The organism is Paenibacillus sp. y28, assembly GCF_037137075.1.
Lineage (GTDB): Bacteria > Bacillota > Bacilli > Paenibacillales > NBRC-103111 > JBBBNV01.
Genome location: NZ_JBBBNV010000002.1, coordinates 279,805 through 301,562 on the forward strand (window position 1 = coordinate 279,805; position 21,758 = coordinate 301,562).

Annotated in this window: 20 protein-coding genes; 15 read left to right on the forward strand and 5 right to left on the reverse strand. The window is 54.1% G+C overall.

The genetic code is table 11. The features are described 5' to 3' along the window. The first annotated feature begins 229 nt into the window (after positions 1 to 229). From WBG83_RS04405 to WBG83_RS04470, 14 genes are all read left to right on the forward strand, one after another. Positions 230 to 1,111: a glycosyltransferase family 2 protein gene (locus tag WBG83_RS04405; RefSeq protein ID WP_336743030.1), complete on the forward strand. Its 882-nt coding sequence runs from the start codon at positions 230 to 232 to the stop codon at positions 1,109 to 1,111. Continuing rightward, the gene (locus WBG83_RS04410; protein WP_336743032.1) at positions 1,111 to 2,292 is read left to right on the forward strand and encodes a glycosyltransferase family 2 protein; all 1,182 of its coding nucleotides are present in this window, start codon (positions 1,111 to 1,113) and stop codon (positions 2,290 to 2,292) included. Before WBG83_RS04405 ends, WBG83_RS04410 begins: the two co-directional genes overlap by 1 nt. Before the next feature lie 14 nt (positions 2,293 to 2,306). After that, positions 2,307 to 3,032: a glycosyltransferase family 2 protein gene (locus WBG83_RS04415; protein WP_336743034.1), complete on the forward strand. Its 726-nt coding sequence runs from the start codon at positions 2,307 to 2,309 to the stop codon at positions 3,030 to 3,032. A 38-nt stretch (positions 3,033 to 3,070) separates the two neighbouring features. Further along, a complete protein-coding gene (locus WBG83_RS04420) occupies positions 3,071 to 3,799 on the forward strand; it encodes a sugar phosphate nucleotidyltransferase (protein ID WP_336743037.1) in 729 nt (242 codons plus the stop codon). Positions 3,800 to 3,844: 45 nt separating this feature from the next. After that, on the forward strand, positions 3,845 to 4,978 hold the full coding sequence (locus WBG83_RS04425; RefSeq protein ID WP_336743039.1) for a CgeB family protein: 1,134 nt from the start codon (positions 3,845 to 3,847) through the stop codon (positions 4,976 to 4,978). After that, complete coding sequence (locus WBG83_RS04430) at positions 4,950 to 6,056, forward strand: CgeB family protein (RefSeq protein WP_336743041.1); 1,107 nt, start codon at positions 4,950 to 4,952, stop codon at positions 6,054 to 6,056. Before WBG83_RS04425 ends, WBG83_RS04430 begins: the two co-directional genes overlap by 29 nt. Positions 6,057 to 6,156: 100 nt before the next feature. Further along, positions 6,157 to 7,329 (forward strand): CgeB family protein, encoded by a 1,173-nt coding sequence (locus WBG83_RS04435; RefSeq protein WP_336743043.1) that lies wholly within the window; start codon positions 6,157 to 6,159, stop codon positions 7,327 to 7,329. Positions 7,330 to 7,349: 20 nt separating this feature from the next. Beyond that, entirely contained in the window at positions 7,350 to 7,655 is a 306-nt protein-coding gene (locus tag WBG83_RS04440) for a hypothetical protein (protein ID WP_336743045.1), read from the forward strand. Between the two features lie 194 nt (positions 7,656 to 7,849). Beyond that, positions 7,850 to 9,091, forward strand: coding sequence for a glycosyltransferase (locus WBG83_RS04445; protein WP_336743047.1), 1,242 nt, complete (start codon positions 7,850 to 7,852; stop codon positions 9,089 to 9,091). Positions 9,092 to 9,182: 91 nt separating this feature from the next. After that, positions 9,183 to 10,646, forward strand: a complete 1,464-nt coding sequence (locus WBG83_RS04450; protein WP_336743049.1) for a glycosyltransferase — start codon at positions 9,183 to 9,185, stop codon at positions 10,644 to 10,646. Beyond that, positions 10,643 to 11,668, forward strand: a complete 1,026-nt coding sequence (locus WBG83_RS04455) for a mannose-1-phosphate guanylyltransferase (RefSeq protein WP_336743052.1) — start codon at positions 10,643 to 10,645, stop codon at positions 11,666 to 11,668. The genes WBG83_RS04450 and WBG83_RS04455 overlap by 4 nt, the downstream gene beginning before the upstream one ends. Positions 11,669 to 11,686: 18 nt before the next feature. Next, positions 11,687 to 12,943 (forward strand): glycosyltransferase, encoded by a 1,257-nt coding sequence (locus WBG83_RS04460; protein WP_336743054.1) that lies wholly within the window; start codon positions 11,687 to 11,689, stop codon positions 12,941 to 12,943. Positions 12,944 to 12,978: 35 nt separating this feature from the next. Continuing rightward, a complete protein-coding gene (locus WBG83_RS04465) occupies positions 12,979 to 14,466 on the forward strand; it encodes a glycosyltransferase family 61 protein (protein WP_336743057.1) in 1,488 nt (495 codons plus the stop codon). Between the two features lie 262 nt (positions 14,467 to 14,728). Next, a complete protein-coding gene (locus WBG83_RS04470; RefSeq protein WP_336743059.1) occupies positions 14,729 to 15,874 on the forward strand; it encodes a glycosyltransferase family 61 protein in 1,146 nt (381 codons plus the stop codon). On the opposite strand, the gene WBG83_RS04475 is transcribed toward WBG83_RS04470, so the two are convergent. From WBG83_RS04475 to WBG83_RS04495, 5 genes are all read right to left on the reverse strand, one after another. Further along, positions 15,875 to 17,257, reverse strand: coding sequence for a UDP-glucose dehydrogenase family protein (locus WBG83_RS04475; protein WP_336743061.1), 1,383 nt, complete (start codon positions 17,255 to 17,257; stop codon positions 15,875 to 15,877). 42 nt (positions 17,258 to 17,299) lie between these two features. Beyond that, positions 17,300 to 18,259 carry an NAD-dependent epimerase/dehydratase family protein gene (locus tag WBG83_RS04480; RefSeq protein ID WP_336743063.1) on the reverse strand — a complete coding sequence of 320 codons (960 nt, stop codon included), beginning with the start codon at positions 18,257 to 18,259 and terminating at the stop codon, positions 17,300 to 17,302. A 2-nt stretch (positions 18,260 to 18,261) separates the two neighbouring features. Beyond that, on the reverse strand, positions 18,262 to 19,164 hold the full coding sequence (gene galU / locus WBG83_RS04485; RefSeq protein WP_336743065.1) for a UTP--glucose-1-phosphate uridylyltransferase GalU: 903 nt from the start codon (positions 19,162 to 19,164) through the stop codon (positions 18,262 to 18,264). Between the two features lie 203 nt (positions 19,165 to 19,367). Next, positions 19,368 to 20,108, reverse strand: a complete 741-nt coding sequence (locus WBG83_RS04490; RefSeq protein WP_336743067.1) for a hypothetical protein — start codon at positions 20,106 to 20,108, stop codon at positions 19,368 to 19,370. A gap of 5 nt (positions 20,109 to 20,113) precedes the next feature. Then, positions 20,114 to 20,800, reverse strand: a complete 687-nt coding sequence (locus WBG83_RS04495) for a glycosyltransferase family 2 protein (protein ID WP_336743069.1) — start codon at positions 20,798 to 20,800, stop codon at positions 20,114 to 20,116. Positions 20,801 to 21,007: 207 nt separating this feature from the next. On the opposite strand from WBG83_RS04495, the gene WBG83_RS04500 reads away from it, so the two are divergent. Next, entirely contained in the window at positions 21,008 to 21,730 is a 723-nt protein-coding gene (locus WBG83_RS04500) for a protein kinase domain-containing protein (protein ID WP_336743071.1), read from the forward strand. Positions 21,731 to 21,758 lie beyond the last annotated feature (28 nt).

The following is a 21,758-nucleotide window of genomic DNA, read 5'->3' on the forward strand; positions in this document are numbered from 1 at the left end:
GCTTCACTTCAAAGTCTGTCCCCAGGGGCAGACTTTTTTTATGTTTAGCATAGTCCAGTGAAGCACCCGGCTTTTCGTATGCTTGGAGAACGGAATAAATGCAACGCATAGACGGTTTCCCTAATTACACTTGTCCCGGTACGACGGCAGTACAAGTGCCGTTGCCGCTCTTTTACCTATACATACAATGAGTCATATACGTGAATACCTGTCACGGGAGGTGCTAGGGTTGCCGCATCGAGGTAAGATTCGAAGACAACGGTGGGCTGCCAAAACGGCGGGTAACGGTTTAGGCCGGACTGCAGGGGCTAAGGCTTTCATACGGAGGCGGGGCGAAATTGGAAACGGACGATTAGCCTATAGACGAACCACGCCAGCAGAGCCGGTCGTATCGGTCATTATTCCGGCCAAAAATGAGCGAAGCACCATCGCGCAAGTCATCGCCGAAGCGTTTCGGGTTCACCCTTATACGGAAGTGATTGTCGTTGTCAATGGTTCTACGGACGGGACGGAGCAGATCGCAAGAAAAGCCGGGGCCAACATCATATCATTCCCTGAACCGTTGGGACATGATGTTGGGCGCAGTGTCGGGGCACGGGAAGCCAAAGGGCAAATTTTGCTGTTTACAGACGGAGATATCGTGATTCGTTCCGGCCATCTGGCTAAGCTCGTTCAGGCGATCCAGTCTGGAACGGACGTTGCGTTGAATGGATACCTGGGTACGGTAAGCAAGCAGGATGTACACAGCGTCGTGCTGGTGAAGCACGTTTTGAATATTGCGCTCCATCGTCCGGATCTTCTGGGAGCTTCCATGACTACAATCCCCCATGCGATAAGCCGCAGGGCGCTTCAGGTGATCGGCACCGAGCATTTATCCGTCCCTCCCTTGGCGATGGCGATGGCGATTGTCCACGGATTGAAGGTTCGGCGAGTGCACTATATCGAAGTGGGCACAACCAACCGGAAACGGGGGCGGGGCGGCAAGGACGGCGATCCGCTGGAGCAGCTGATTGTCGGCGACCATCTGGAGGCGCTGCACTGGTATTTGTCAGCCAGCAATGCACGCGGATTCCGAACAGACCTGGCACGCCAAAGAGAGGCGGTGAAATAGTGGCTGTAACCAAGAGGAAACTGTCAGGGTACAAAAAAAAAGCAAAGCCCAGGCGATCTAAGAAGCAGACCGGGAAGCGGCGGATCTTAAGCCGTAAGCCCGCCAAAAGGCAGCGAAATCAACGTAAGTATGGCACACACAGAGCCATTGCCCATTCCAGACTGCTGCGCCAGGCGGCAAGCCTGCGTCAGCCTGCCGGGCAAGAGCTGGCCTGGGCGGGTCAGGCGTATGCCGCAGGCCAACTGGCGGCCAAGCAGCGCCTGGGGGCAGAGTCAGGCGGTCATCAGGCGGTCATAGATGCCGCATTGCAGCAAAGCTGGACGGAATGGTTCAGCGCCCATAAGCCGCCGGGAATGTCATGGCTGGCTTACACGAAGGCCTCCTCCCGGTTCGCCTCCGGCTTCGCTCCGGAACACAGCCAAGCCGACAAGGAGCGGATTTTGCTGCCGACCGCCAAATCCGTTGCTGCAATTGTGTGTGTGAAGAACGAAGAGGAAACGATTTCGATGGTGCTGAAGGAATTGCTCCGAATCCCGTTCCATGAGCTCATCTTTATCGTAAACGGCTCGACGGACGGAAGCTTCAGGAGCATTCGGCAATGTCCGAAAACGATGATTCTACACTACCCTGAGCCGCTTGGACATGATGTGGGACGGGCGCTGGGGGCCAAGTTATCTCAAGCGGACATCCTGCTGTTTTTGGACGGGGATATCCCCATTTTGGCGGAAAAGCTGCTTCCTTTTATTCATGCAGTGGAACAAGGGATGGATATCGCCTTGAACGATATTTCACCGTTTTTGCCGGTGTTCAGCCGCCGGGATCATGTTTCCAAGATGAAACAGTTTTTGAACCGGACTGTATGCGGAAGCGATTTGGGCGTCAGTTCCATGACGGCAATTCCTCATGCTGTAAGCCGCCGGGCGATTGAAACGCTTGGCACCCGCGAGCTGATGGTGCCGCCGAAGGCGCAGGCGCTGGCGCGGCAGCACGGACTGAAGGTCGGCGCCCCGTGCAGTGTGGATGTCATCTCCAGCAACAAGGTCCGGGATACGAACTCCGGTCCCGGCAACAAGATGCACGACTTCATTATCGGAGATCATCTGGAAGCTTTAAACGCAGCTATGGAGCGCTCGGGGGCGCGTCTGGGCTTCCCGGATACGATTCGTAACCGAATTTCGTAAGGAGGCGATATGGAATGAAAACGAGCATCATCATCCCGAGCTATAACGGTGCAGCTGTCCTGCGTGATTGCATCCGCTCGATCCGCGTATTTACTCCACCTCCGTATGAAATTTTGGTTGTGGACAACGGCTCGACGGACGAAACGCTTACTATGTGCCGGGAGGAACGGGTACCCTTCCTCTCCTTGCCGGAAAATCGGGGCTTCCCGGCTGCCTGTAACGCCGGTTTGCGCATCGCTGGCGGCGATGCGCTTATGCTGCTGAACAACGATGTTCTTGCAACACGGGGCTGGCTGGATAATATGAAGCAATGCCTTTTATCCGATCCCCGGATTGGGCTGGTCGGACCCATGAGCAACTATGCCAGCGGACGTCAACAAATTCAGGAGCCGTTTACGAATATTGAAGACATGTCCAGGCGGTGGAATGTGCCGAATCCGGGCAAATGGAAGGAGGTGAACCGCCTTGTCGGGCTGTGCCTGCTTTTCAGACGGGAAGTGCTGGAGCAAATCGGGCCGCTTGACGAACGTTTTACTCCCGGACACTATGAGGACGACGACTACTGCTACCGGGTGCGTCAGGCCGGCTACCGGCTTATGATTGCGGGCGACGTATTTCTGTATCATCATGGCAGCGCAAGCTTCGGGCGAAAGGAACCGCATACGATCACGGAGCTCATCCGCATAAATAAACAGAAATTTATTGATAAATGGGGCGTCGATCCTGCCCATTTCATGTAGCATTCATTTCGTAAGGCGATCCGGCAAGGAGGAATATCATGAAAGGTGTTATACTCGCGGGCGGCTCCGGCACGAGACTGTCTCCCTTGACCCGCTTTCAAAACAAGCATCTGCTTCCCGTTGGCAGGCAGCCTATGATTTATTATGCCGTGCAAAAGCTGAAGGAAGCCGGGATTGACAATCAGCTGCTCATAACGGGGCGGTCTGTCAGCGGCGGCTTCACAACCATGCTTGGCAGCGGCCAGGAGTTCGGGGTGGACCTCACCTACCGGATACAGGAAAACCCCGGCGGCATTGCAGAGGCTCTTCTGCTGGCAAAGCCCTTCATCGGGAAGGGAGAGAAGTTTGTTGTGCTGCTGGGCGACAATCTGTTCTCGGACTCCCTTGCAGCTCATGTACAGCAGTTCGCCGCAAGCGAACCCGGGCTGGCGTCTGTTCTGCTTACCGAGGTGGACGATCCCGAGCGGTATGGTGTTCCGGAATTAAATGCCGGCCGTATTGTGCGGATTGAGGAGAAGCCGCAGGTGCCGAAATCCAATTATTGTGTGACGGGCATCTATATGTACGATAGCTCCGTGTTTGAGGTTATTACTACTATACAGCTATCGGCAAGGGGCGAGCTGGAGATTACGGACGTGAATAATGTATACGCTGCGCAAGGCAAGCTGTCCTTTGACGTGCTTACGGGATGGTGGACGGATGCAGGGACGTTCGGGTCCATGCACGAGGCGGCGGGAAAGCTGCTGAAGGATGAGGAGCTGCATTGACTCAGCTCCGCTTGACAACTAGTACGAAAGAAAGGAGCCGTATCGTTGAAAAAACGTTTGCAAGCTTCACACGGCCGGAAGCGGGGGGCTGAAGCGGGTTACGCGCATGGATATGCATTTGGCCGCCGCGAAGCCGTTCTCCGCTCGACGGCCAGCGAGTTAACGCCCCGGCTTCCCTACAAACTCTTGTTTGTACTGGAGAATTCGCCGGGCTTTCACTCCATTGATCGGGGGATAGCGTCCGCTCTGCCTCTCGTCTGTAAGGAATGGCAGATTGCCGGACCGTATGACGATCTGACGGCTATCGTGAAGGAAACCCGGCCCGATGCGGTGCTGGTCTTAAACGCGATTCATTCCTGGACCGCACTGCAGCCGCATATCGCGAGTATCCGTTCCAGCGGAGTGCCCTGTCTGGTCTGGTTTGCCGATGATCCGTACTTTACGGATATGACATCCGGTATTGCGCCGGAATTTGATGCGGTCTTTACACATGAGGCGAGCTGTGTAGAGTTTTACAAAGAGGTGGGCTGCCGCAGTGTACACTATTTGCCGTTTGCCGGTTCGCCGGAGGTGTTTACGCCTACAGCCGTCGGGCTGCCCTACCGGACCGATATTTGCTTTGTCGGGATGCCGTTTTGGAACCGGGCCATTCTGATCGATGCCATCGCCCCGTTTTTGGCGGAAAAAAAGACGCTCATTGCCGGGGCCTATTGGGATAGCCGGCTGGCGCGGTTCTCGCTGCTGAAGAACAGTATCCGACTCCAGGGCATTCAGCCTGCAGAGACGGCGCGGTTCTACAGCGGTACGAAAATCGTGATTAATATTCACCGGGGGCACGATACGATGGATAATCCAAACAGCCGTAAAATACCGGCCCGGTCGGTCAATCCGCGGACCTTTGATATTTGCTCGGCGGGCGCTTTTCAGCTAACGGACGTACGGGAGGATCTGCCTGCTTTTTATACGCCGGGTGTGGATGTTGCTACCTTTCATACTGCCGAGGAGCTGCTTCACAAGCTGGATTATTATTTGCGCAATGAAGCCGAACGGGAGTGTATTGCATTGTCCGGTTTAGAGCGAACCCGCAGGGAGCACACGTATGCGAAGCGTCTGGTACAGCTTCTCAATTTATCGTTAGGGGGGACGGTCCATGCATCCGGCGGCGTCACAAGCGGGTAAGGCGGAGGGCTTCCGGCGCGGACAGTCGGCCGGGTACCGGCAAGGGCGATGCGTCGCCGCCTTGGCGCGGGTAGCCGGCAGCCCGGAGCCCAAACCGTTTTGGAATATCAAGCTTCTGTATGTGACGGCGGAGTTCGGCGTGTGCTATAACGCGATTGACAACGGAATCATAGAGTCATTGCAAGGAATGGTGCGCGAGCTGATCACCGCGAATGTAGAGCAGCCTCTGGCGGAGATCTGCAGAGAACGCCGTCCGGATGTTGTTTTGGTCTTAAACAGCATGGATGACGGTGTTGCCCGCCAGATGGATGACATCCGGAGCATGGGAATCCGGACGGCCATATGGCATTGTGACGATCCGTACTATTCGGATGTATCGCTGGAACGCTCGATTCATTACGATGTGGTGTTTACACACGAGAAAAGCTGTGTACCGGCTTACCGGGAGGCGGGCTGTCCGAGAGTGTTTCATTTGCCGCTGGGGATGAATCCCCGTGTGTTCACGCCCAAGCAAGTGCCCCCGATGTACGAGACGGACATCTGCTTTATCGGCAATGCTTTTTGGAACCGGGTGGAGCTGTTTGATAAGCTGGCTCCTTATTTAGCGGGAAAACGGGTGATGATCGCCGGTTTATGGTGGCAGCGGCTGGATCACTACACGAAGCTGTCCAAAATGATCCGGAGCGGGGCATGGATGCATTTTGAAGAAACGGCCCGGTACTACAACGGCGCTAAGCTGGTCATTAATCTGCATCGGCGCCACGATGACGAATCCATTAATATGAATAGCCGGAGGCTGCCCTCGCTCTCGATTAACCCGCGGACGTATGAAATTAGCGCATGCGGAACACTTCAGCTGACCGATGCCCGGGAAGAGCTGCCGGATCAATACACACCGGGCCGGGAGCTGGTCACGTATGACAGCGCGGAGCATTTGATGCAGATCATGGAATACTATCTGCGGCATGAAAAGGAGCGGATCGATATCGCGATGCAGGGTCTGGCGCGTACGCTGCGGGATCATACCTTCGATAAGCGCATGGCGGTGCTGCTTCGTACAGTTATGGAAGCAATGTAACAGCGGGAATCGCAGGAACGCGGGTACGGCCGTGAATGGAATCGCTGTACGAAGGCGGAGCTGCGGTTGAAGCTATTTTACAGCAAGGAGGAGAGGAAGGATGAGAAGAGCTGTGGGCGAAACGCGGCGCCGCACGATGAAGACAGGAAAAGCTCGCAGACATCGGAAGTCTGACGCTGCTGCCGTCCGGCTTGCGGAGCAAGGGCGTATGGCCGGTGCTGCTTCAGGCTGGGATCAGGGCTACCGCTTCGGACGCTGCCAGGCCATTATTAACAATAATCCACAGCCGGATCAAATCTTGTTTGACAAGAAAGTGCTGTATGTCACCTCCGGTCTCAGCGTGCCCTACGCTCCGCTGGATGCAGCCATTATCGAATCACTAAGCCGACTTGTGCGGGAAATCAATGTCGTAACGCCGAACGACGATATGACCGAGCAGGCTCGTCATATGAGGCCGGATTTGGTCCTGACTCTGGAGGGCATCCACAATTTCAAAGCGGAGAAAATCAAGCTGCTTCGTGAAATGGGCATTAAGACAGCGATTTGGCTGTCCGACGATCCGTACTATACCGATATTACGATCGGAATTGTGCCTCATTACGATTATGTCTTTACGCTGGAGCTCCAATGTGTGGCGCTTTACAAGCAATTGGGCTGCAAGAACGTGTATTATTTGCCGTTTGCGGTGAATCCGAAGGTGTTCACGCCGCAGCATGTGGGTCCGGCCTACAAAACCGACATTTGCTTTATCGGCACGGCGTTTTGGAACCGCGTGGCTTTTTTTGACCAGCTGTCGGATTATTTGCAGACGAAAAAATATAGGTTCATCGGCCTGTGGTGGGACCGGCTGAAACAGTATAACCAGATGTCCAGCCGCATTCGTCTGAATACCTGGCTTAGCCCGGAGGAGACGGTTCAATATTACAACGGTGCCAAAATCGTCATCAACCTGCACCGGGCATTCGATGATCAAACCTTTAACCAAAACAGCCGCAAAATCCATGCGCTGTCGCTGAATCCGCGCACCTTCGAGATTGCGGGCTGCGGTACGCTGCAGTTGTCCGATATGAGAAGCGACTTGCAAAACTTTTACGAACCGGGGAAGGAAATTGTAACCTATTCCAGTCCCTCTGATTTGGTAAAAAAAATGGAATATTATTTAAATCATGAAGAAGATCGCCGCAACATTGCGTTCGCCGCACTGGAAAGAACCTTGCGGGAGCACACGTACCGCCGGCGGCTGTATCAATTGTTGACCCTAGTGTTTCAATAATTCAGGAGGTGCTTTGTACGATGGTAAGCAAGAAAAAAAATGCTGTTAACTCCTTAGCCGCCGGAGCGAACGAAGGGCGGGTCGTTCGGAAAAAGCGTGCGCCCGGCTCCAAAAGCAGCAGCCGCCCGGTCAAATTAATCCGCCGGCGGCATCGTTCGGCCAGACCAAATCCGAATCCGAATCCGGCGCATGGCCCCCATTACGGCAAGGAATACAATAAGGCATTCGACCTGGGGTATAACGAAGGCTTTGATGCAGGCTATGCAAAAGGCCTTGAGGATGGCATGACATCCCCGGGCCAGCCGGCCAAAAATCTGGAAAGCTAAGCGGGATGGGAAAGTGACCATTTTATGATTTTTCGGCTGCAGGGTGATGTTCGTCCATGCGTATGGGCCATAAACTTCATACATTAATCTAACTTTGCAGGTGCTCCTGTAACGTGTGGCCTTACGCAAAAGAAGGCAGGTGAGCGGTGGTGGCTAAGGTCAGAATGAAATTCAGAGTCAGGGCGAAACGGACCATGAAGGTGAGATCAGGCGGTAAACGCCGCCGTCTACACCGCACGAAGAAGCTGCGGCTGCGCAGAAGGCTTCGCCTGGCAAAACCGTTTTGCGCATTACCGGGCGGTGCAGCCGCTGCGGATACTTGGCCGGGAGCGCCGGGCATGAACATCATCGGCTATCACCGGGCGGAGACAGGGCTGGGAGAGTCGTGCCGCATGCTGGCGCAAGGTCTGCAGACGACACCGATTCCGTTTGCCATGCTTCATGTCCAGGAAGGAAATAGCGCCCGGATGAGTGACAGGAGATGGGATCATAAGGAAGCGCCTCACCCGTTATTTCGAATGAATGTATTCCATCTTCAGCCCGATTCGTTCCATTTCGCTATCAGGCAGCTGGGCACGGAAGTGCTTCAGGGGCGGTTTAATATCGGCTATTGGCACTGGGACCTGCCGGACCTGCCCGATCATATTCACCCCCATTTCAAGCATTTGCATGAGGTGTGGGTCCCGTCCCATTTTGCGCTTGATGCCGTCAGTCGTTCGTCCCCGGTGCCTGTTGTGCGGATTCCTGTTCCTGTGCATGTCGGCATTCCGTTTACTCAGGATCGGACGTATTTCAGATTGCCGGAGAAGTCATTTTTATTCCTGTGCACGTCCGACATACGGAGCAGCGAGAAGGCCCGCTTGAATCCGCAAGGCGCCATTCGCGCGTTTCAGCAAGCCTTCTCGCCCCATGACAGCAATGTCGGTCTGGTCGTAAAAATGAATGGTCTGGATGCCGGTACGGGCGAGCGGGACCAAATCAAGCAGCATTTGAAGGGATGGCCGAATATTTATGTTTTGGATAAAACGCTGGGCCGTTCGGAATTTAATGCGCTTTTGCATGTTTGCAATGCCGTTATTTCCCTTCACCGCTCTGAGAGCGTCGGGTTGACGCTGGCCGAGGCGATGTATATCGGTAAGCCGGTCATCGGAACGAACTGGTCGGCCAATACGGATTTTATGAACAACAGCAACTCCTGCCCGGTTCATTATGAAGAAATACCGGTCGGTCAGGATATCGGGCCTTATCAGGCGCATCAGCGTTGGGCCGACCCGGACATTGAGCATGCGGCCCATTTCATGCGTCGGCTGCAAAGGGAAACGGAATGGCGCAAAGAAATTGCAGCCAAAGGGCAGATCACGATACGCACCCGTTATTCTCCGGAGGTGTGCGGCCTGCTGGCCATGAACCGGCTGGTGCGGCTGGGCCTGTGGTAGCCGGGCGTCCGGAATCGCTGGAGCTGTCTCCAGCCTCGTAAAGCCGTTATTTAAAACACGCATGACTAAAAAAGTGAGGTGAGTGGCTGTCATGGGAATCGCCATTATCAGCTCTTATCCGCCACGACGATGTGGCATTGCCGAATTTACGTACGATTTACGCCATGCAATTCTTTCAAGCGGTGAAAGCGAAGTGCCGATTATCGCGCTTACCCGGGATAAGGCCGATAACTACGGCTCTGAAGTGGTATTTAGTGTGCAGCAGGACCGGCTCGAGGACTACATTCAAGCTGCCGAATTTATTAATCGTGCTCCGAACATTCAAGCTGTTTCCCTGCAGCATGAATTCGGTTTGTTTGGCGGCATATTCGGAAATTACATTGTGGAGCTGCTTTCCCGTCTGCGCAAGCCAGTCTACACCACCTTTCATACGGTGATTAACGACCCGCCCGAAGCATTAAGCCAAACGGCCATCGCCATCGGCAATTACAGCAGACGGGTCATAACTCTTTCCCAAAGCGGGATTCGCTTTCTCCAGTCGACCTACAACATGCCGGAAAGCAAGCTGGTTCATATCCCGCTGGGCGTCGCCGCTGCTTCGGAAGAACAGCAGCAAGCCACTGTGAAGCAAAAGCTCGGCCTTGCCAATTATACCGTGGCCGTTACCTTCGGGCTGATTTCACCCAATAAAGGAATTGAAACGGTGCTTAACTCGCTGCCGGAGGTAATCAAGCATTCGCCCCAATTCATGTACTACATTCTGGGGGCAACCCACCCGGAAGAGCGCAGGCATCACGGCGAGGATTACCGCAACCAGCTCATTGAAATTGTCCAGACGCACGGCCTGGAGAACAATGTGCGATTCATCCCCTACTTCTTATCCAATGAAGAGCTGCTGGAATATATCATGGCCTGCGACATTTATATTACCCCTTATTTATACAAAGAACAGATCTCCAGCGCAACCTTGACACTTGCCGCTCATCAGGGCAAAGCGTTACTATCCTCCCCTTATTACTATGCGGAAGAGCTGCTCTCCGATGGATGCGGCATGCTGTTTCCCTTCCATGATGTGCCTGCTCTAACGAAGCAGCTGAACGAATTAATCCGCAACGACGATCTCCGAAACCAGCTCGGTCAAGCGGTCAAAAATAAAACCGCCTCGTACACATGGCCCCAAGTCGGACGCACCTACTACGAAATGATCATTAACGATAATTTGCATGATTATCAGGCATTGCTCGATTCGTTGAACCCTCAGCCGGCGTTATCGTCGCCTGCGCCGCCGCTTCAAGCCGCCAGGCTTTCCCGCCGCCTGCGCCGCCGCGCCCGTCTTAAGCGCCGCAGAGGATGGCGCCGCCGCAAAAGAGTGGCGCGTGATGGAATAAGGGTGCTTGCGGGCAAACGGCGAAAAGCCGCGAAATTGGCAGGCTCCCGAAGGGCGTCCAAACTGCGCGTCCGGCCCGGCAAAATCAGCGGGCGGCTTCGAAAGGCGAGGAAAATCAGCGGGCTTCGGCGCAGCGCGCGTGCCAGGAAAGCAGGTGTTGCCGTTTGAAGATTGTAATTATGGCCGGAGGAAAAGGAACCCGCTTCTGGCCTAAGAGCACCACCGAACTGCCGAAGCAATTTCTTCCTATCATTTCAGAGCGAACCATGCTGCAGCTGACGTATGAACGGTTTGCACGCTGGCTTCCGGCATCCGCCATGTATGTTGTCACTTCCGCCGAATACCGTCTTTTGGTTCAGGAGCAGCTACCTGAGCTATTGCCGGATCATATCATTATAGAACCGGAGCAGAAGGATACAGGTCCTTGTATTGCTCTGACAGCGATGCATTTCCTGAAAAGGAACGACGACGAGGTGCTGGTCATGACGCCGTCGGATCATTATATGCCGGATAGTGCTTCCCTGCAAGCAGCCCTTCTGCAAGCGGAGCAGGCGGCCATGCGGGGGCGGGCCATCGTGACGCTGGGCATTGTTCCGACACGTCCTGAGACAGGGTACGGGTATATCCGGTCAGGCACTGAGCAGCCGGAGCTTCCCGGCATCCGGCCGGTGCATTCTTTTATCGAGAAGCCCTCGGCTGCAGCGGCCAAAGAGCTGCTGTGCCAGCCGGGCGTGTATTGGAATAGCGGAACGTTTATTTGGAAGCCGTCCACGATCGCGTACTATGTCGAGAAGCATCAGCCTCAGATGTGGCAGGCGCTGCTGGACAGCGGTCCGGATCTCGCTGAAGCGTATGCGCGGCTGCCCAGCATTTCTGTCGATTATGCCATTCTGGAGAAGGCCGATGAAATTTATACGATTCCGGTGAATTTCGTTTGGGATGATGTCGGCTCCTGGTCAGCTCTGGAACGGGTGCTTCAGCCGGACGCCGACGGGAATTTGATTCAGGGCCGTGTGCTGGCCAGGCAGGCAAGCAATAACATTATCGTCTCCGGGCATAACCAGACTGTGGTAATTGGAGTTGAAGATTTAATCGTCGTGTCCACCGATCATGGTCTGCTGATTTGCCGCAAAGCGGAGGAGCAGCAGTTAAAAAACGCGATTAAGGACATACACACCTTGGAAGCGTAGACGAAAAAGGAGCGTCCGATGAAGATAAAAAAGAGAAAACGAATCCTGGTATTCTCATCCAAAATTCGGCCAAAGCGCCGTAAGAGCGGCGCTAAGCGTCTTTTTTCACGTCGGGGACTGCGAAAAAGGCAGCTTGTCCCTAGCCTGCCCGCATCGCCGGTGCTGCAGCTGCACGGGATGAACCTGATCGGCTTCCCCCGTGCCGAGATGGGGCTCGGTGAATCCTGCCGGCAAATTGCCCGCGGGCTTCAGTCGGCCCAGGTGCCGTTCGGGCTCATTCACGTGCATGAAGGAAATCCGGGCCGCATGGAGGATACAAGCTGGGCGCATAAGGAAATTATGCATCCCCAATACGGCACCAATCTGTTTGTATTTAATCCCGACATGATGCCATATGCCGTGAAGCAGCTTGGTCCGGAGGTTTTTCAAGGCAGGTACAATATCGGCTACTGGCATTGGGAGCTGCCGGAATTCCCGGCGCAATTTTACTCCGGATTCGAAGTCCTGCAGGAGATTTGGGTACCGTCCAACTTCGTGCTGGACTCGGTTTCCCGGTGTTCCCCTGTACCGGTTGTGCGTATTCCTACGCCGGTGTTCGTGGACACGTCCGTCCCCTTTACCCGCAGCTTCTTTTCCTTGCCGGACCATACGTTCTTGTTCCTGACCATGTACGACATGCGCAGCCAGCAAGCCCGTAAAAACCCGATGGGGGCAGTAGCGGCGTTTCAGAAGGCCTATTCGGCATCCGACAAGTCGGCGGGCCTGGTCGTGAAAGTGAATGGAATTGACCATGCGCCGCAGGAGAGGGAGAAGCTGAAGCAGCAAATCGAGGGCTGGCCCAATATTTATCTGATTGAAAAGACGTTAAGCAGGGCGGAGGTAAACGGCCTGCTGCAAGTCTGTGATTCCGTGGTATCTCTTCATCGTTCGGAGGGCTTTGGTCTTCCGCTGGCGGAGGGCATGTTCCTCGGCAAGCCGGTCATTGGAACAGATTGGTCTTCCACAAGAGATTTTATGGACCAGATGAACAGCTGTCCTGTCCATTACAATAGGGTCCAGGTCGGTCAAGACATCGGGCCATACGAGGCCCATCAGATGTGGGCGAATCCGGATATTGAGCATGCGGCTTATTATATGCGCAGACTGCTGCAGGATGACGGCTGGCGCAAGCAAATTGCCGCCAAAGGGCAGGAAACGATTCGGATAAACTATTCTCCGGAAGCCTGCGGCCGGATAGCCGTGAACCGTCTGAAACGAATCGGAGTCATCGCTTAGAGGAGCTTCAACTTTGAACAAGGAAGGGATCGGATATGCTCAAAAAAATCAAGCGTGCGGCATCCTCCCGTTCACCGACCGCCGCAAGGCTCAAGACGATCCGGATCAGGAGAAGGAAACGCGCTTCCGGATTGAACAAGTCAGGGCTGTTCAGGAAAGCAGGCAACAAGAAACGGAACATGAAACAAAGCCGGCTCGTGGAGCGCAAAAAAAGCAGGAACAAAAAACGAACCGCGCCGGAAACAGCAGCCCCTCACATCGGGGAAGCAGATCTTCAGAAGCCGCTGGAGTTGAAGGAAGGAAATCATGCCGCAGAGCATGGCACCGTCCCGGCAAGCGAGCCTTCCGCCGAAAGCCCGGTTGAGCCGGAGGCCGTGCCTGCACCGGACCCTCCTGAGCCCCCTCCGCCATTTGTAGAGGAGCATTTGGTCCAGGTTGAAGCCGAATTCCCCCAGCCGGAAGGAAAGTATAACACGGCTGCAGATTGGGCCGAGACGGCGATCGGCACGGTGCCGGGCGCCGAATTCATCCCTCTGTTTTACCACCCGGAAGTCCGTTTCAGGCAGGGCAAGACCTTGGGGGAGGGCGATTATTTTCCAGCAAGAGAACACCCGCAGCATCCTGTCTCCGTATCGGTTATTCCGAACGGGAGGGCATGGGGGAAATACGGCTTCGTCCTCACGGAAGACAATCGGCTGCTGATGGAGGTCTCCGCCGACATCGTGGAGGATGCGCAGCATGCCGTGTTCCATCGCTGGGAATCGTATCCGCTCATGAGGACCGATGAGAAGGTTGCAGTGCTTACGTTAAATTATAGTGAGAATTATTATCACTGGATGTACGATATATTGGCCAGGCTGGCTTGGCTGGAGCAAAGCGGTGCAGCTATCGATCGGTACATTGTAAACCGGAACGGTCAGAAGCCGTTTCAGGAAGAAACGCTGCAGCTGCTGGGCCTTCCTCCCGAGCGGCGGATCGAGACGGATGAGCGCTTTCATTTACAGGCCTCCCGCCTCATTGTTCCTTCCCATACCTGGCGCTCGGATAATCCGAAATGCGCATTTGATTTTATTCGCCGGTCATTTCTGCCTTTGCGCGACCGGTCATTTGCATCCGCCGAACGGATTTATATAAGCAGAGCCGGCTCCGTGCGCAGACTGTTAAATGAAGAGCAAATTCTTCTGTTCCTGGAGAAATACGGATTCCAGGTGTTCCGGTTGGAAACGATGACCGTCAGGCAGCAAATTCAGCTGTTTGCGGGCGCACGGGCGATTGTGGCACCGCACGGCGCGGGACTGACCAATTTGACCTTTTGTTCTCCTGGTACTACGGTGATCGAGCTGTTTGCCGACAGCTATATTCCCGAATATTTCTGGACGATCAGTAATTATGCGGAGCTGGATTATTATTACTTGCTAGGCGCGTCTTATTCGGGTCCGGGAAGCCGTCAGGCCAAAGAGGATGATATGCTGATTGCTCCTGACCTGCTGCTCGCCCTGCTTGAGCGAGCCGGGTTAACCTGATTTAGACGATGAGCAGATTCAGATGGGAGAGGTGCTACAATTGAGAAAAAAAGCAAAAATCAAAAAAAGACTCGTTAAAAGACGCCGGTTGCTCACCGGAAGCGCGGCAAAACGCAAACGGGCGCAAAGAAGGCGCGGAAAGGGCGGGAAGGGCGGAAGAGGCCAAACCACGATCAGGCTGTCTAAAAAAACGAGGCGCCTCCGCAAGAAGAAAGCTCGTCGGGCGCGGCCTCGAGCGGCGCAGCCGGAGCAGCCTGCATCTATGAGCGATAAGGATCTGCAAACAGCGAAGCTTTCCGTTGTCGAGCCGCCTGAGCCAGCGAAGCCGGAGAAGGAAAAGCTCCCGGCATTCCTTCCGACCTCGGCTCAGCCCGTTGGAAAATACGTTACAGCGAAGGAATGGTCGGAGACAGAGGCCGGGAAAGTCCCGGGCGCGGAATATACGGAGTTTTATTTTGACCCGCCCTTCCATCTGCCGCAAAGCAAAAGCATTCATGGAAAAGCGAGCTTCCCGGAGAGGACGATCCCTCAGCATACGGTTTCGGTGGCGGTCATTCCGGCGGGAAGAGTGTGGGGGAAATACGGATTTGTCATTACGAACGACAACCGGCTGCTGATGGACGTTTCGGCCGATATTGTTGACGATGCGCAGCATTCCGTTTTTCACCGCTGGGAATCTCATCCGCTAAGCGTCACGGAAGAAACGGTTGCCGTGCTCACGCTGAACTATAGTGAAAACTACTACCACTGGCTCTATGACGTCATTGCCCGCCTGGGCTGGCTCAAAGAGAGCGGTGTGGCCATTGACAAATACATCGTCAACCGGAACGGCAGAAAGCCGTTTCAGGAGGAAACGCTGCAGCTGCTTGGAATTCCTCCCGAGAAACGGATTGAAACGCATGAGCAGTTCCATTTGCAAGCCGCCCGGCTCGTCGTGCCGTCTCATACCTGGCGCTCCGGATTTCCGAAGTGCTCCTTTAATTTTCTCCGTAATTCCTTCCTGCCGCTTCGGGATGAGTCGTTTCACGTGCCTGAACGAATCTATATTCGCAGAACCCACAGGGGCGTAATAAATGAAGAGGCCGTGCTCCAGCTTCTCAAGGACCACGGGTTCACTGCCGTCCGGCTCGAAAACATGAGCTTCCTTCAGCAGGTTCAAATGTTTGCCTGTGCAAAAGCAATTGTTGCCCCGCACGGTGCCGGGCTCACGAATCTAACATTTTGCGCTCCCGGCACCAAGGTTATTGAGTTGTTTGAGAATGGCTACACGCCGGATTACTTCTGGAGAATCGCCGGTTATGCGGGACTGGATTATTATGAGCTGCTCGGCTTGCCGAATGAAGCTCCGGATTATAACATATCCGAGACGGATTTGCTGGCCATCCTGAAGAATGCGGGGCTTGCCTAGTTATCCGGCATCGTGGTCCGCGCCGAGGGTCTCGTAACGGAAGCCAAGCCGGGGCAGCCCTACACCGGACCACAGCCGCCTCGTATCCAATATATACGGCCGTCTCATGCTGGCCCGAATGCGCTCCCAGGGCAATGTGCGATATTCCTCCCAATGCGTTAGCAGCAGCAAGGCGTCTGCATGTGCAGCCGCCTCTTCCGCATGCTCGCAATACCGGACGGATAACTCCGGATGCAGCTTGCGGAAGCCAGGCATCCCTTTTGGGTCATGGGCCTGCACGAATGCCCCGAGCTCCTCCAGCATGCGAATGATGACAATGGCCTGGCTGTTCCGGATATCATCTGTATTCGGCTTGAAGGTAAGTCCGAGCACCGCAATGGTTTTCCCCTGAAGTGTCTTCATGCGCTGCTTGAGCTTGGATACTACATGCTCCATCATTCGCTGATTGGCTTCTACCGCTGCCCGCACAATTGTCAGCTCCCGGTCGTATTTGGTGCTGGTAGCGAGCAGCTCCGCAGTATCCTTGGGGAAGCAGCTCCCGCCCCAGCCGCTGGAAACCTCCAGAAACTGGCTTCCGATACGATGATCCAGCCCCATGCCTTTGGCCACCTCGGACACGTTGCTTCCGAGTGCCTCGCATAACCTGGCAATCTCGTTGATATAACTGATTTTGACGGCCAAAAAAGCGTTGGAGGCGTATTTAATTAGCTCCGCGCTCTTCGGGTCCGTTTCCAAATAAACCGGCTTCGGCTTCAGCCTATACTCCTTGCCCTTGATCATGTCCATGACGAGAGGATCGAAGGTCCGCTTCATAAAATTACGGTACAGCTGCTTCATCACCGTGCTTCCTCTCGGATGGGCAGAGCCGATAACGATGCGGTCGGGGAAGAACACATCGGTTAGCGCACTGCCTTCTCTTAGAAACTCCGGATTGCTGACGACGGTGAAGCAGCTCCCGGATTTGGTGCGGGAATGAGCTTCGATCAGGGAAGAGACCAAATCCGCGGAGCCTACCGGAACGGTTGATTTGGTTACAATTACGGTGAAACGGCGGGGGTTGAGGTGGTTCCCGATTTGAATGGCCGCCTGCTTGATGTAGCTTAAATTGACAGAGTGGTCCGCATTTTCCGGTGTGCCTACACAAATGAAAACGGCGTCTGCTTCGGCTACTCCTTCCATGGAAGCGGTGGCGGTCAAATGGCGGGTGACGACATATTCCAGCAGCTGATCCAGTCCGGGCTCATAGATGGGACTGCGCCCCTGCTGAATGGCCTGCAGCTTCCGCTCATCCACATCCACTAGGATCGTTTCATGTCCCAGCGCCGCAAAGGCAGCGGCTGTGACCGTTCCGACATAACCGGCCCCAATACACACAATTCTCATGTCCAGGTCTCCTTTCAGTATGTGTACCCGGATTACACACGGTTACCGCTTACGTTGTTCGCTGTATACTTCAATGGTACGCTTCAGGCCTTCATCCAAGTGGATCTCCGGCACCCAGCCTAACAGCTCCTGAGCTTTGCGGATGACCGGCCGGCGCTGCTTCGGATCATCGGCCGGGAGGGGGTGAAACGTAATTCGGCTTGCTGCGCCGGACAGCCGGATTACCTTTTGCGCGACTTCCAGAACGGTATATTCGGCGGGATTGCCGATATTTATAATTTCTCCGGCTGCTGCTTCCTTCTCCATCATCATCATTAACGCCCTTATCGTATCATCCACGTAGCAGAACGAGCGGGTTTGGCTGCCGTCCCCGTACACTGTCAGATCGGCGCCCGATAAAGCCTGGGTGACGAAATTGGAAATAACCCGGCCATCGTCACTGCGAAGTCCTGCGGAATACGTATTAAACAGCCGCGCTACCCGTACGGGAACGCCATAACGCTGCCAATATTCATAGCAGTACACTTCCCCGAGCCGTTTGGCTTCATCGTAGCAAGCCCGAGGGCCCCACGTGTTGACATTGCCGCGGTATGACTCGCTCTGGGGGTGAATTTCCGGGTCGCCGTATACTTCGCTTGTGCTGGTGAATAACAGCTTGGCGCCGGTCCTTCTGGCCAGCTCCAGCATATGGCGCGTCCCGATCGTATTCACGGCAATGGTGTCCAGCGCGGCCGCCTGATAAAATTTCGGAGAAGCAGGGGAGGCAAGATGATATAGCTCATTTGCATCGCTCAGCAGGGGATGGGAGATGATGTCCTGCGCGCTTACATCCATCGTAAGCATCGTGAAGCTCGGCTTGGTAAGGCAATACGCCACATTTTCCCTTGTTCCCGTTGCCCAGTTGTCGATGCCAATGACACGATGTCCCAGATCTATCAGCCTACGGGCCAGGTGGCTGCCTAAAAAACCTGCAGCTCCCGTAATCACGGTTTTGGTAGACAAACCTACTCACCTTCTTTGGCGGAGTCAGTATCTTGCTCAGTCAACACATCCCGAAGAAATTCGGATAACGGCTCCTTCAAGCCTTCATGCTTTAATGCCAGTTGAATGGAGGCTTTTAAATAACCCAGCTTGTCTCCGACATCATACATAGGCCCGTCATAAATGCAAGCGAGCAGACGCTGCTGTACGGATAACACCTGCAGAGCGTCCGTCAGCTGAATTTCGCCTCCGGCGCCCGGCCCGGTTTGCTGTAAAACGTTAAAAATGCCGGGGTCCAAAATATACCGGCCCATAATCGCCAAATTGCTCTCCGGGCGAAATTGCGGCTTCTCAATCAGCTTCCGGATTTCCAGCATATTCCGGTCAAGGAGCGGGCCGCTGACAACGCCATATCGGCTGACCTCCTGCCAAGCGACGGGCTTGACGGACAAAACGGGCGATTGTTCCGCTTCGTAGCACGCGATTAACTGCTTTAACGCCGGCCGTTCAGCATCCGTTACAATATCCCCCAGCAGAACGGCAAACGGATCGCCGCCGACGAATGGACTGCCGCAATGGATGGCGTGGCCGAGCCCCAGCAATTCCTGCTGGCGCACGAAATGAATATTGACGAACCGGTTTGTCTCCTGCAGCGTTCGCAGGGCGGCTTCTTTTTGCTTTTCCTGCAGACTCCATTCGAGCTCATTGTTTTTGTCGAAATGGTCCTCAATCGCCCGTTTATGCTTGCCGGTCACGATAAGAATCGATTCAATGCCGGCATCCACCGCTTCCTCGACAATATATTGAATGGCCGGTTTATCCAGCAGCGGGAACATTTCCTTTGGTACCGCTTTGGTAGCGGGAAGGAAGCGGGTTCCCAGACCTGCGGCCGGGATGATTGCCTTTTTGACTTTGCCAGCCTTCATTCGCAAACGCCCCTCTCTTGCTAGACTGTAGGTTATCCTCTCGTGTCTACTCATGGAATACTATATGTTGAAGAGTAGGGGACGGACTAAACGAATTCATTACCTGCCATCAAAGAGGTACATGACTAGCTGCTGGAACGGGAGTTCGTCGGGCCTTGCGGCATGAAAGAAAACAGAGCCCTGACAAGCAGGCCCTGCGATACCTATTTTTTTTGAAAAAGGAGCAGTCCGTTTCCAAATGTCGGATGGAAGTTGCTAGAAGTGGTGCTGTTCAGCAGGAGGGTGTAGGCCCCTTGATTCCTATGAATGAAGTCCAGGGCGGCCTGCCTTGTTTCCGGCCAGTTTATATCCGGGACGACAATGGCACAGCCTTTGGCGAAATGCGGCTCTGCCTGCTGTAAGCCGTCCATGAGCAGCTTATAATCATGAATGCCATCCAGCACATAGCATCCAATCGGCCCGTCGTGAACATCGGAGAAATAGGTCGTGTAGTCCAGATCGTAGAAATGATGATGGGGGCTTTTCAGCAGCATAAAAAAAGTAAAAAACTTGTCGCAGCAGTTGCCGAAACGGCTGAAATGATCGACGCCGATACACCGCTTATCCGGATTGTTAATGAGACCGGCAAAAAAGTGGTAGCTGTTGACCATAAAGGAGTTCAGCGTACCTGCATGGACGAACGCTTCACCGGGGCGCAGCCGGGAAACGATATAGTTTATGATGGCGCCATTGACGAAAGAGGATCGCCTGGGAACGCTCCAGATGGCTGCCATATTGGTATACAGCCTGTCTTGATCGTCCGGCAGCTGGGCGTTTTCCATCTCCTGCAGCAGCTGCTGGACGTAATGATGGACATGGGGATATGGCTTCATCACCATCGGGATAGGAGTATCCGGCTGAATGTGCCGGAATCGGATGCCCGACACGAATTGTGCGAGGTCCATTGCAGTCACCACCGGGCCTTTTTCGGGTTCAAAGGGAATTTGTCAAAGGGCTTGTCATACAGTTCCTTTCCGATCGGACCGCCCCATTTTTTTTCGTAGTACGTCAAAAACAAGGGGAAGGTCACCTCGAATGTCAAGTGCTGCAGAAAACGGCTCGATTTGCCCGTATTCGAACCGCCTCCCAAATGAGTGACCCCAAGATTGGTATAAATCAGCTCATATTCCGCGAGCTGCAATCGCCGGTAATAATCCATATCGGAATGATAATCATAAAAAACCGTATCCCACGGACCAATCTCCCGTATGGCCTCCATAGGATATGCAACCAGCACATCGTAATTGGTAAAAGCGGCTCCCCAGCGGACATTGTGCCGGTTCAATAACTCCACCTTAGAGAGCAATTGATCCATCGTGCCCGGATGAATCTCTGCATCACTGTGCATAAACAGGATGATATCGCAGCCAGCTTCCATGCCGAATTTCTGCATCAGATTCATCATTTGCGGATATCTCAGTGGAACCGGCGGGGTATAAATCGTAACGGAATCGGCCCCAAAAGGCTCTTTTGTCAAAAAATCGCTCTCGGAATTATCAATAATAACTGTGCTGCTCCAGTAGGGCTTTATGCTGTACATTGCTCTGTAGAGCAGGTCGGGACGTGCAGCATATCCTGTCCCAATCATGTATTTCATTCCATCACCCCCCCTATAATTTATTTCAGATTGGCGTTGTTGGTGTACCCAAAAAAAGCGATGCACCGCCGTGGGCGGATCAAGATTATCGTTTCGGAGATATTGGTCTATGCCTTTTTGTAAGAGAGTTCATAGAATAAATTAACCATTACAAATGCAGCAGGAAGCTCAAGGCAGTATTGGCTGCATGAATGAAGGGGGAGCGGAATGAGCCGGAAGGAGCGCCTGATTTATGAGCACTTGAAGGAGAACTATGGCATTACCGTTTTCTTCGCCTATAAGCCTTTCGATAGAATCTCGAATTATTTTTTTATCGGCATGGAAGCTGCCAGGAAGAAGCTTGTTTTTGTAAAACTGGATCGGACCGGCGGAGAGGCCAGCGCTCGGGAGGCGGCCTTGCTCCAGCTGCTTCAGCCCCATACCGGAAGCGGGTATTTCCCCAATCTGATTGCATACGATGCTGAAGGACGGTATCCCTTTGTCGCGCTTGAATTCATCGAGGGCATCTCGCTGGCACAGCTGATGGCGCAGAGGCGGTCGCTTCCTTCGAAGCAAAAGCAGGAGATGGTGCGGCAAATGGCTGAGATTTCAACCATTCTGCGTCAAGCCAATGTCATTCACCGGGATATCCGGCCGGCAAATATCATGTTTCAATCCGGCGAAGCGGGGAAGCTGCAGCTGACCTTAATCGATTTTGGATTTTCGTTAGGGCTTGCACCGCTTGATCTGCCGGAGCTGCCTTTTCTTATAGCCGGTGAGCTGCTGCCCACATTGGGTGACGGCTATAAGCCGGATGATCTCACCTGGGATGATGCCTACTCCTTCCTGATTATCGCACACATGATCGATGCCGACTGCTACTGGCGCTCCCCTGACAAATACGCCAAGCTGCTGTCGCAGCTCAATACATTCCGTTATAGCCACACGTAGGACCTCGGTGTAACAGCAGAAAGAAACG

What these genes read in the sequence shown, in the direction of transcription:
- WBG83_RS04415 (WP_336743034.1), top strand. Translation starts at nt 2,307, where the DNA reads ATGAAAACGAGCATCATCATCCCGAGCTATAACGGTGCAGCTGTCCTG.
- WBG83_RS04420 (WP_336743037.1), top strand. Translation starts at nt 3,071, where the DNA reads ATGAAAGGTGTTATACTCGCGGGCGGCTCCGGCACGAGACTGTCTCCC.
- WBG83_RS04430 (WP_336743041.1), top strand. Translation starts at nt 4,950, where the DNA reads ATGCATCCGGCGGCGTCACAAGCGGGTAAGGCGGAGGGCTTCCGGCGC.
- WBG83_RS04435 (WP_336743043.1), top strand. Translation starts at nt 6,157, where the DNA reads ATGAGAAGAGCTGTGGGCGAAACGCGGCGCCGCACGATGAAGACAGGA.
- WBG83_RS04440 (WP_336743045.1), top strand. Translation starts at nt 7,350, where the DNA reads ATGGTAAGCAAGAAAAAAAATGCTGTTAACTCCTTAGCCGCCGGAGCG.
- WBG83_RS04445 (WP_336743047.1), top strand. Translation starts at nt 7,850, where the DNA reads ATGAAGGTGAGATCAGGCGGTAAACGCCGCCGTCTACACCGCACGAAG.
- WBG83_RS04450 (WP_336743049.1), top strand. Translation starts at nt 9,183, where the DNA reads ATGGGAATCGCCATTATCAGCTCTTATCCGCCACGACGATGTGGCATT.
- WBG83_RS04460 (WP_336743054.1), top strand. Translation starts at nt 11,687, where the DNA reads ATGAAGATAAAAAAGAGAAAACGAATCCTGGTATTCTCATCCAAAATT.
- WBG83_RS04465 (WP_336743057.1), top strand. Translation starts at nt 12,979, where the DNA reads ATGCTCAAAAAAATCAAGCGTGCGGCATCCTCCCGTTCACCGACCGCC.
- WBG83_RS04470 (WP_336743059.1), top strand. Translation starts at nt 14,729, where the DNA reads ATGAGCGATAAGGATCTGCAAACAGCGAAGCTTTCCGTTGTCGAGCCG.
- WBG83_RS04475 (WP_336743061.1), bottom strand. Translation starts at nt 17,257, where the DNA reads ATGAGAATTGTGTGTATTGGGGCCGGTTATGTCGGAACGGTCACAGCC.
- galU (WP_336743065.1), bottom strand. Translation starts at nt 19,164, where the DNA reads ATGAAGGCTGGCAAAGTCAAAAAGGCAATCATCCCGGCCGCAGGTCTG.
- WBG83_RS04490 (WP_336743067.1), bottom strand. Translation starts at nt 20,108, where the DNA reads ATGGACCTCGCACAATTCGTGTCGGGCATCCGATTCCGGCACATTCAG.
- WBG83_RS04495 (WP_336743069.1), bottom strand. Translation starts at nt 20,800, where the DNA reads ATGAAATACATGATTGGGACAGGATATGCTGCACGTCCCGACCTGCTC.
- WBG83_RS04500 (WP_336743071.1), top strand. Translation starts at nt 21,008, where the DNA reads ATGAGCCGGAAGGAGCGCCTGATTTATGAGCACTTGAAGGAGAACTAT.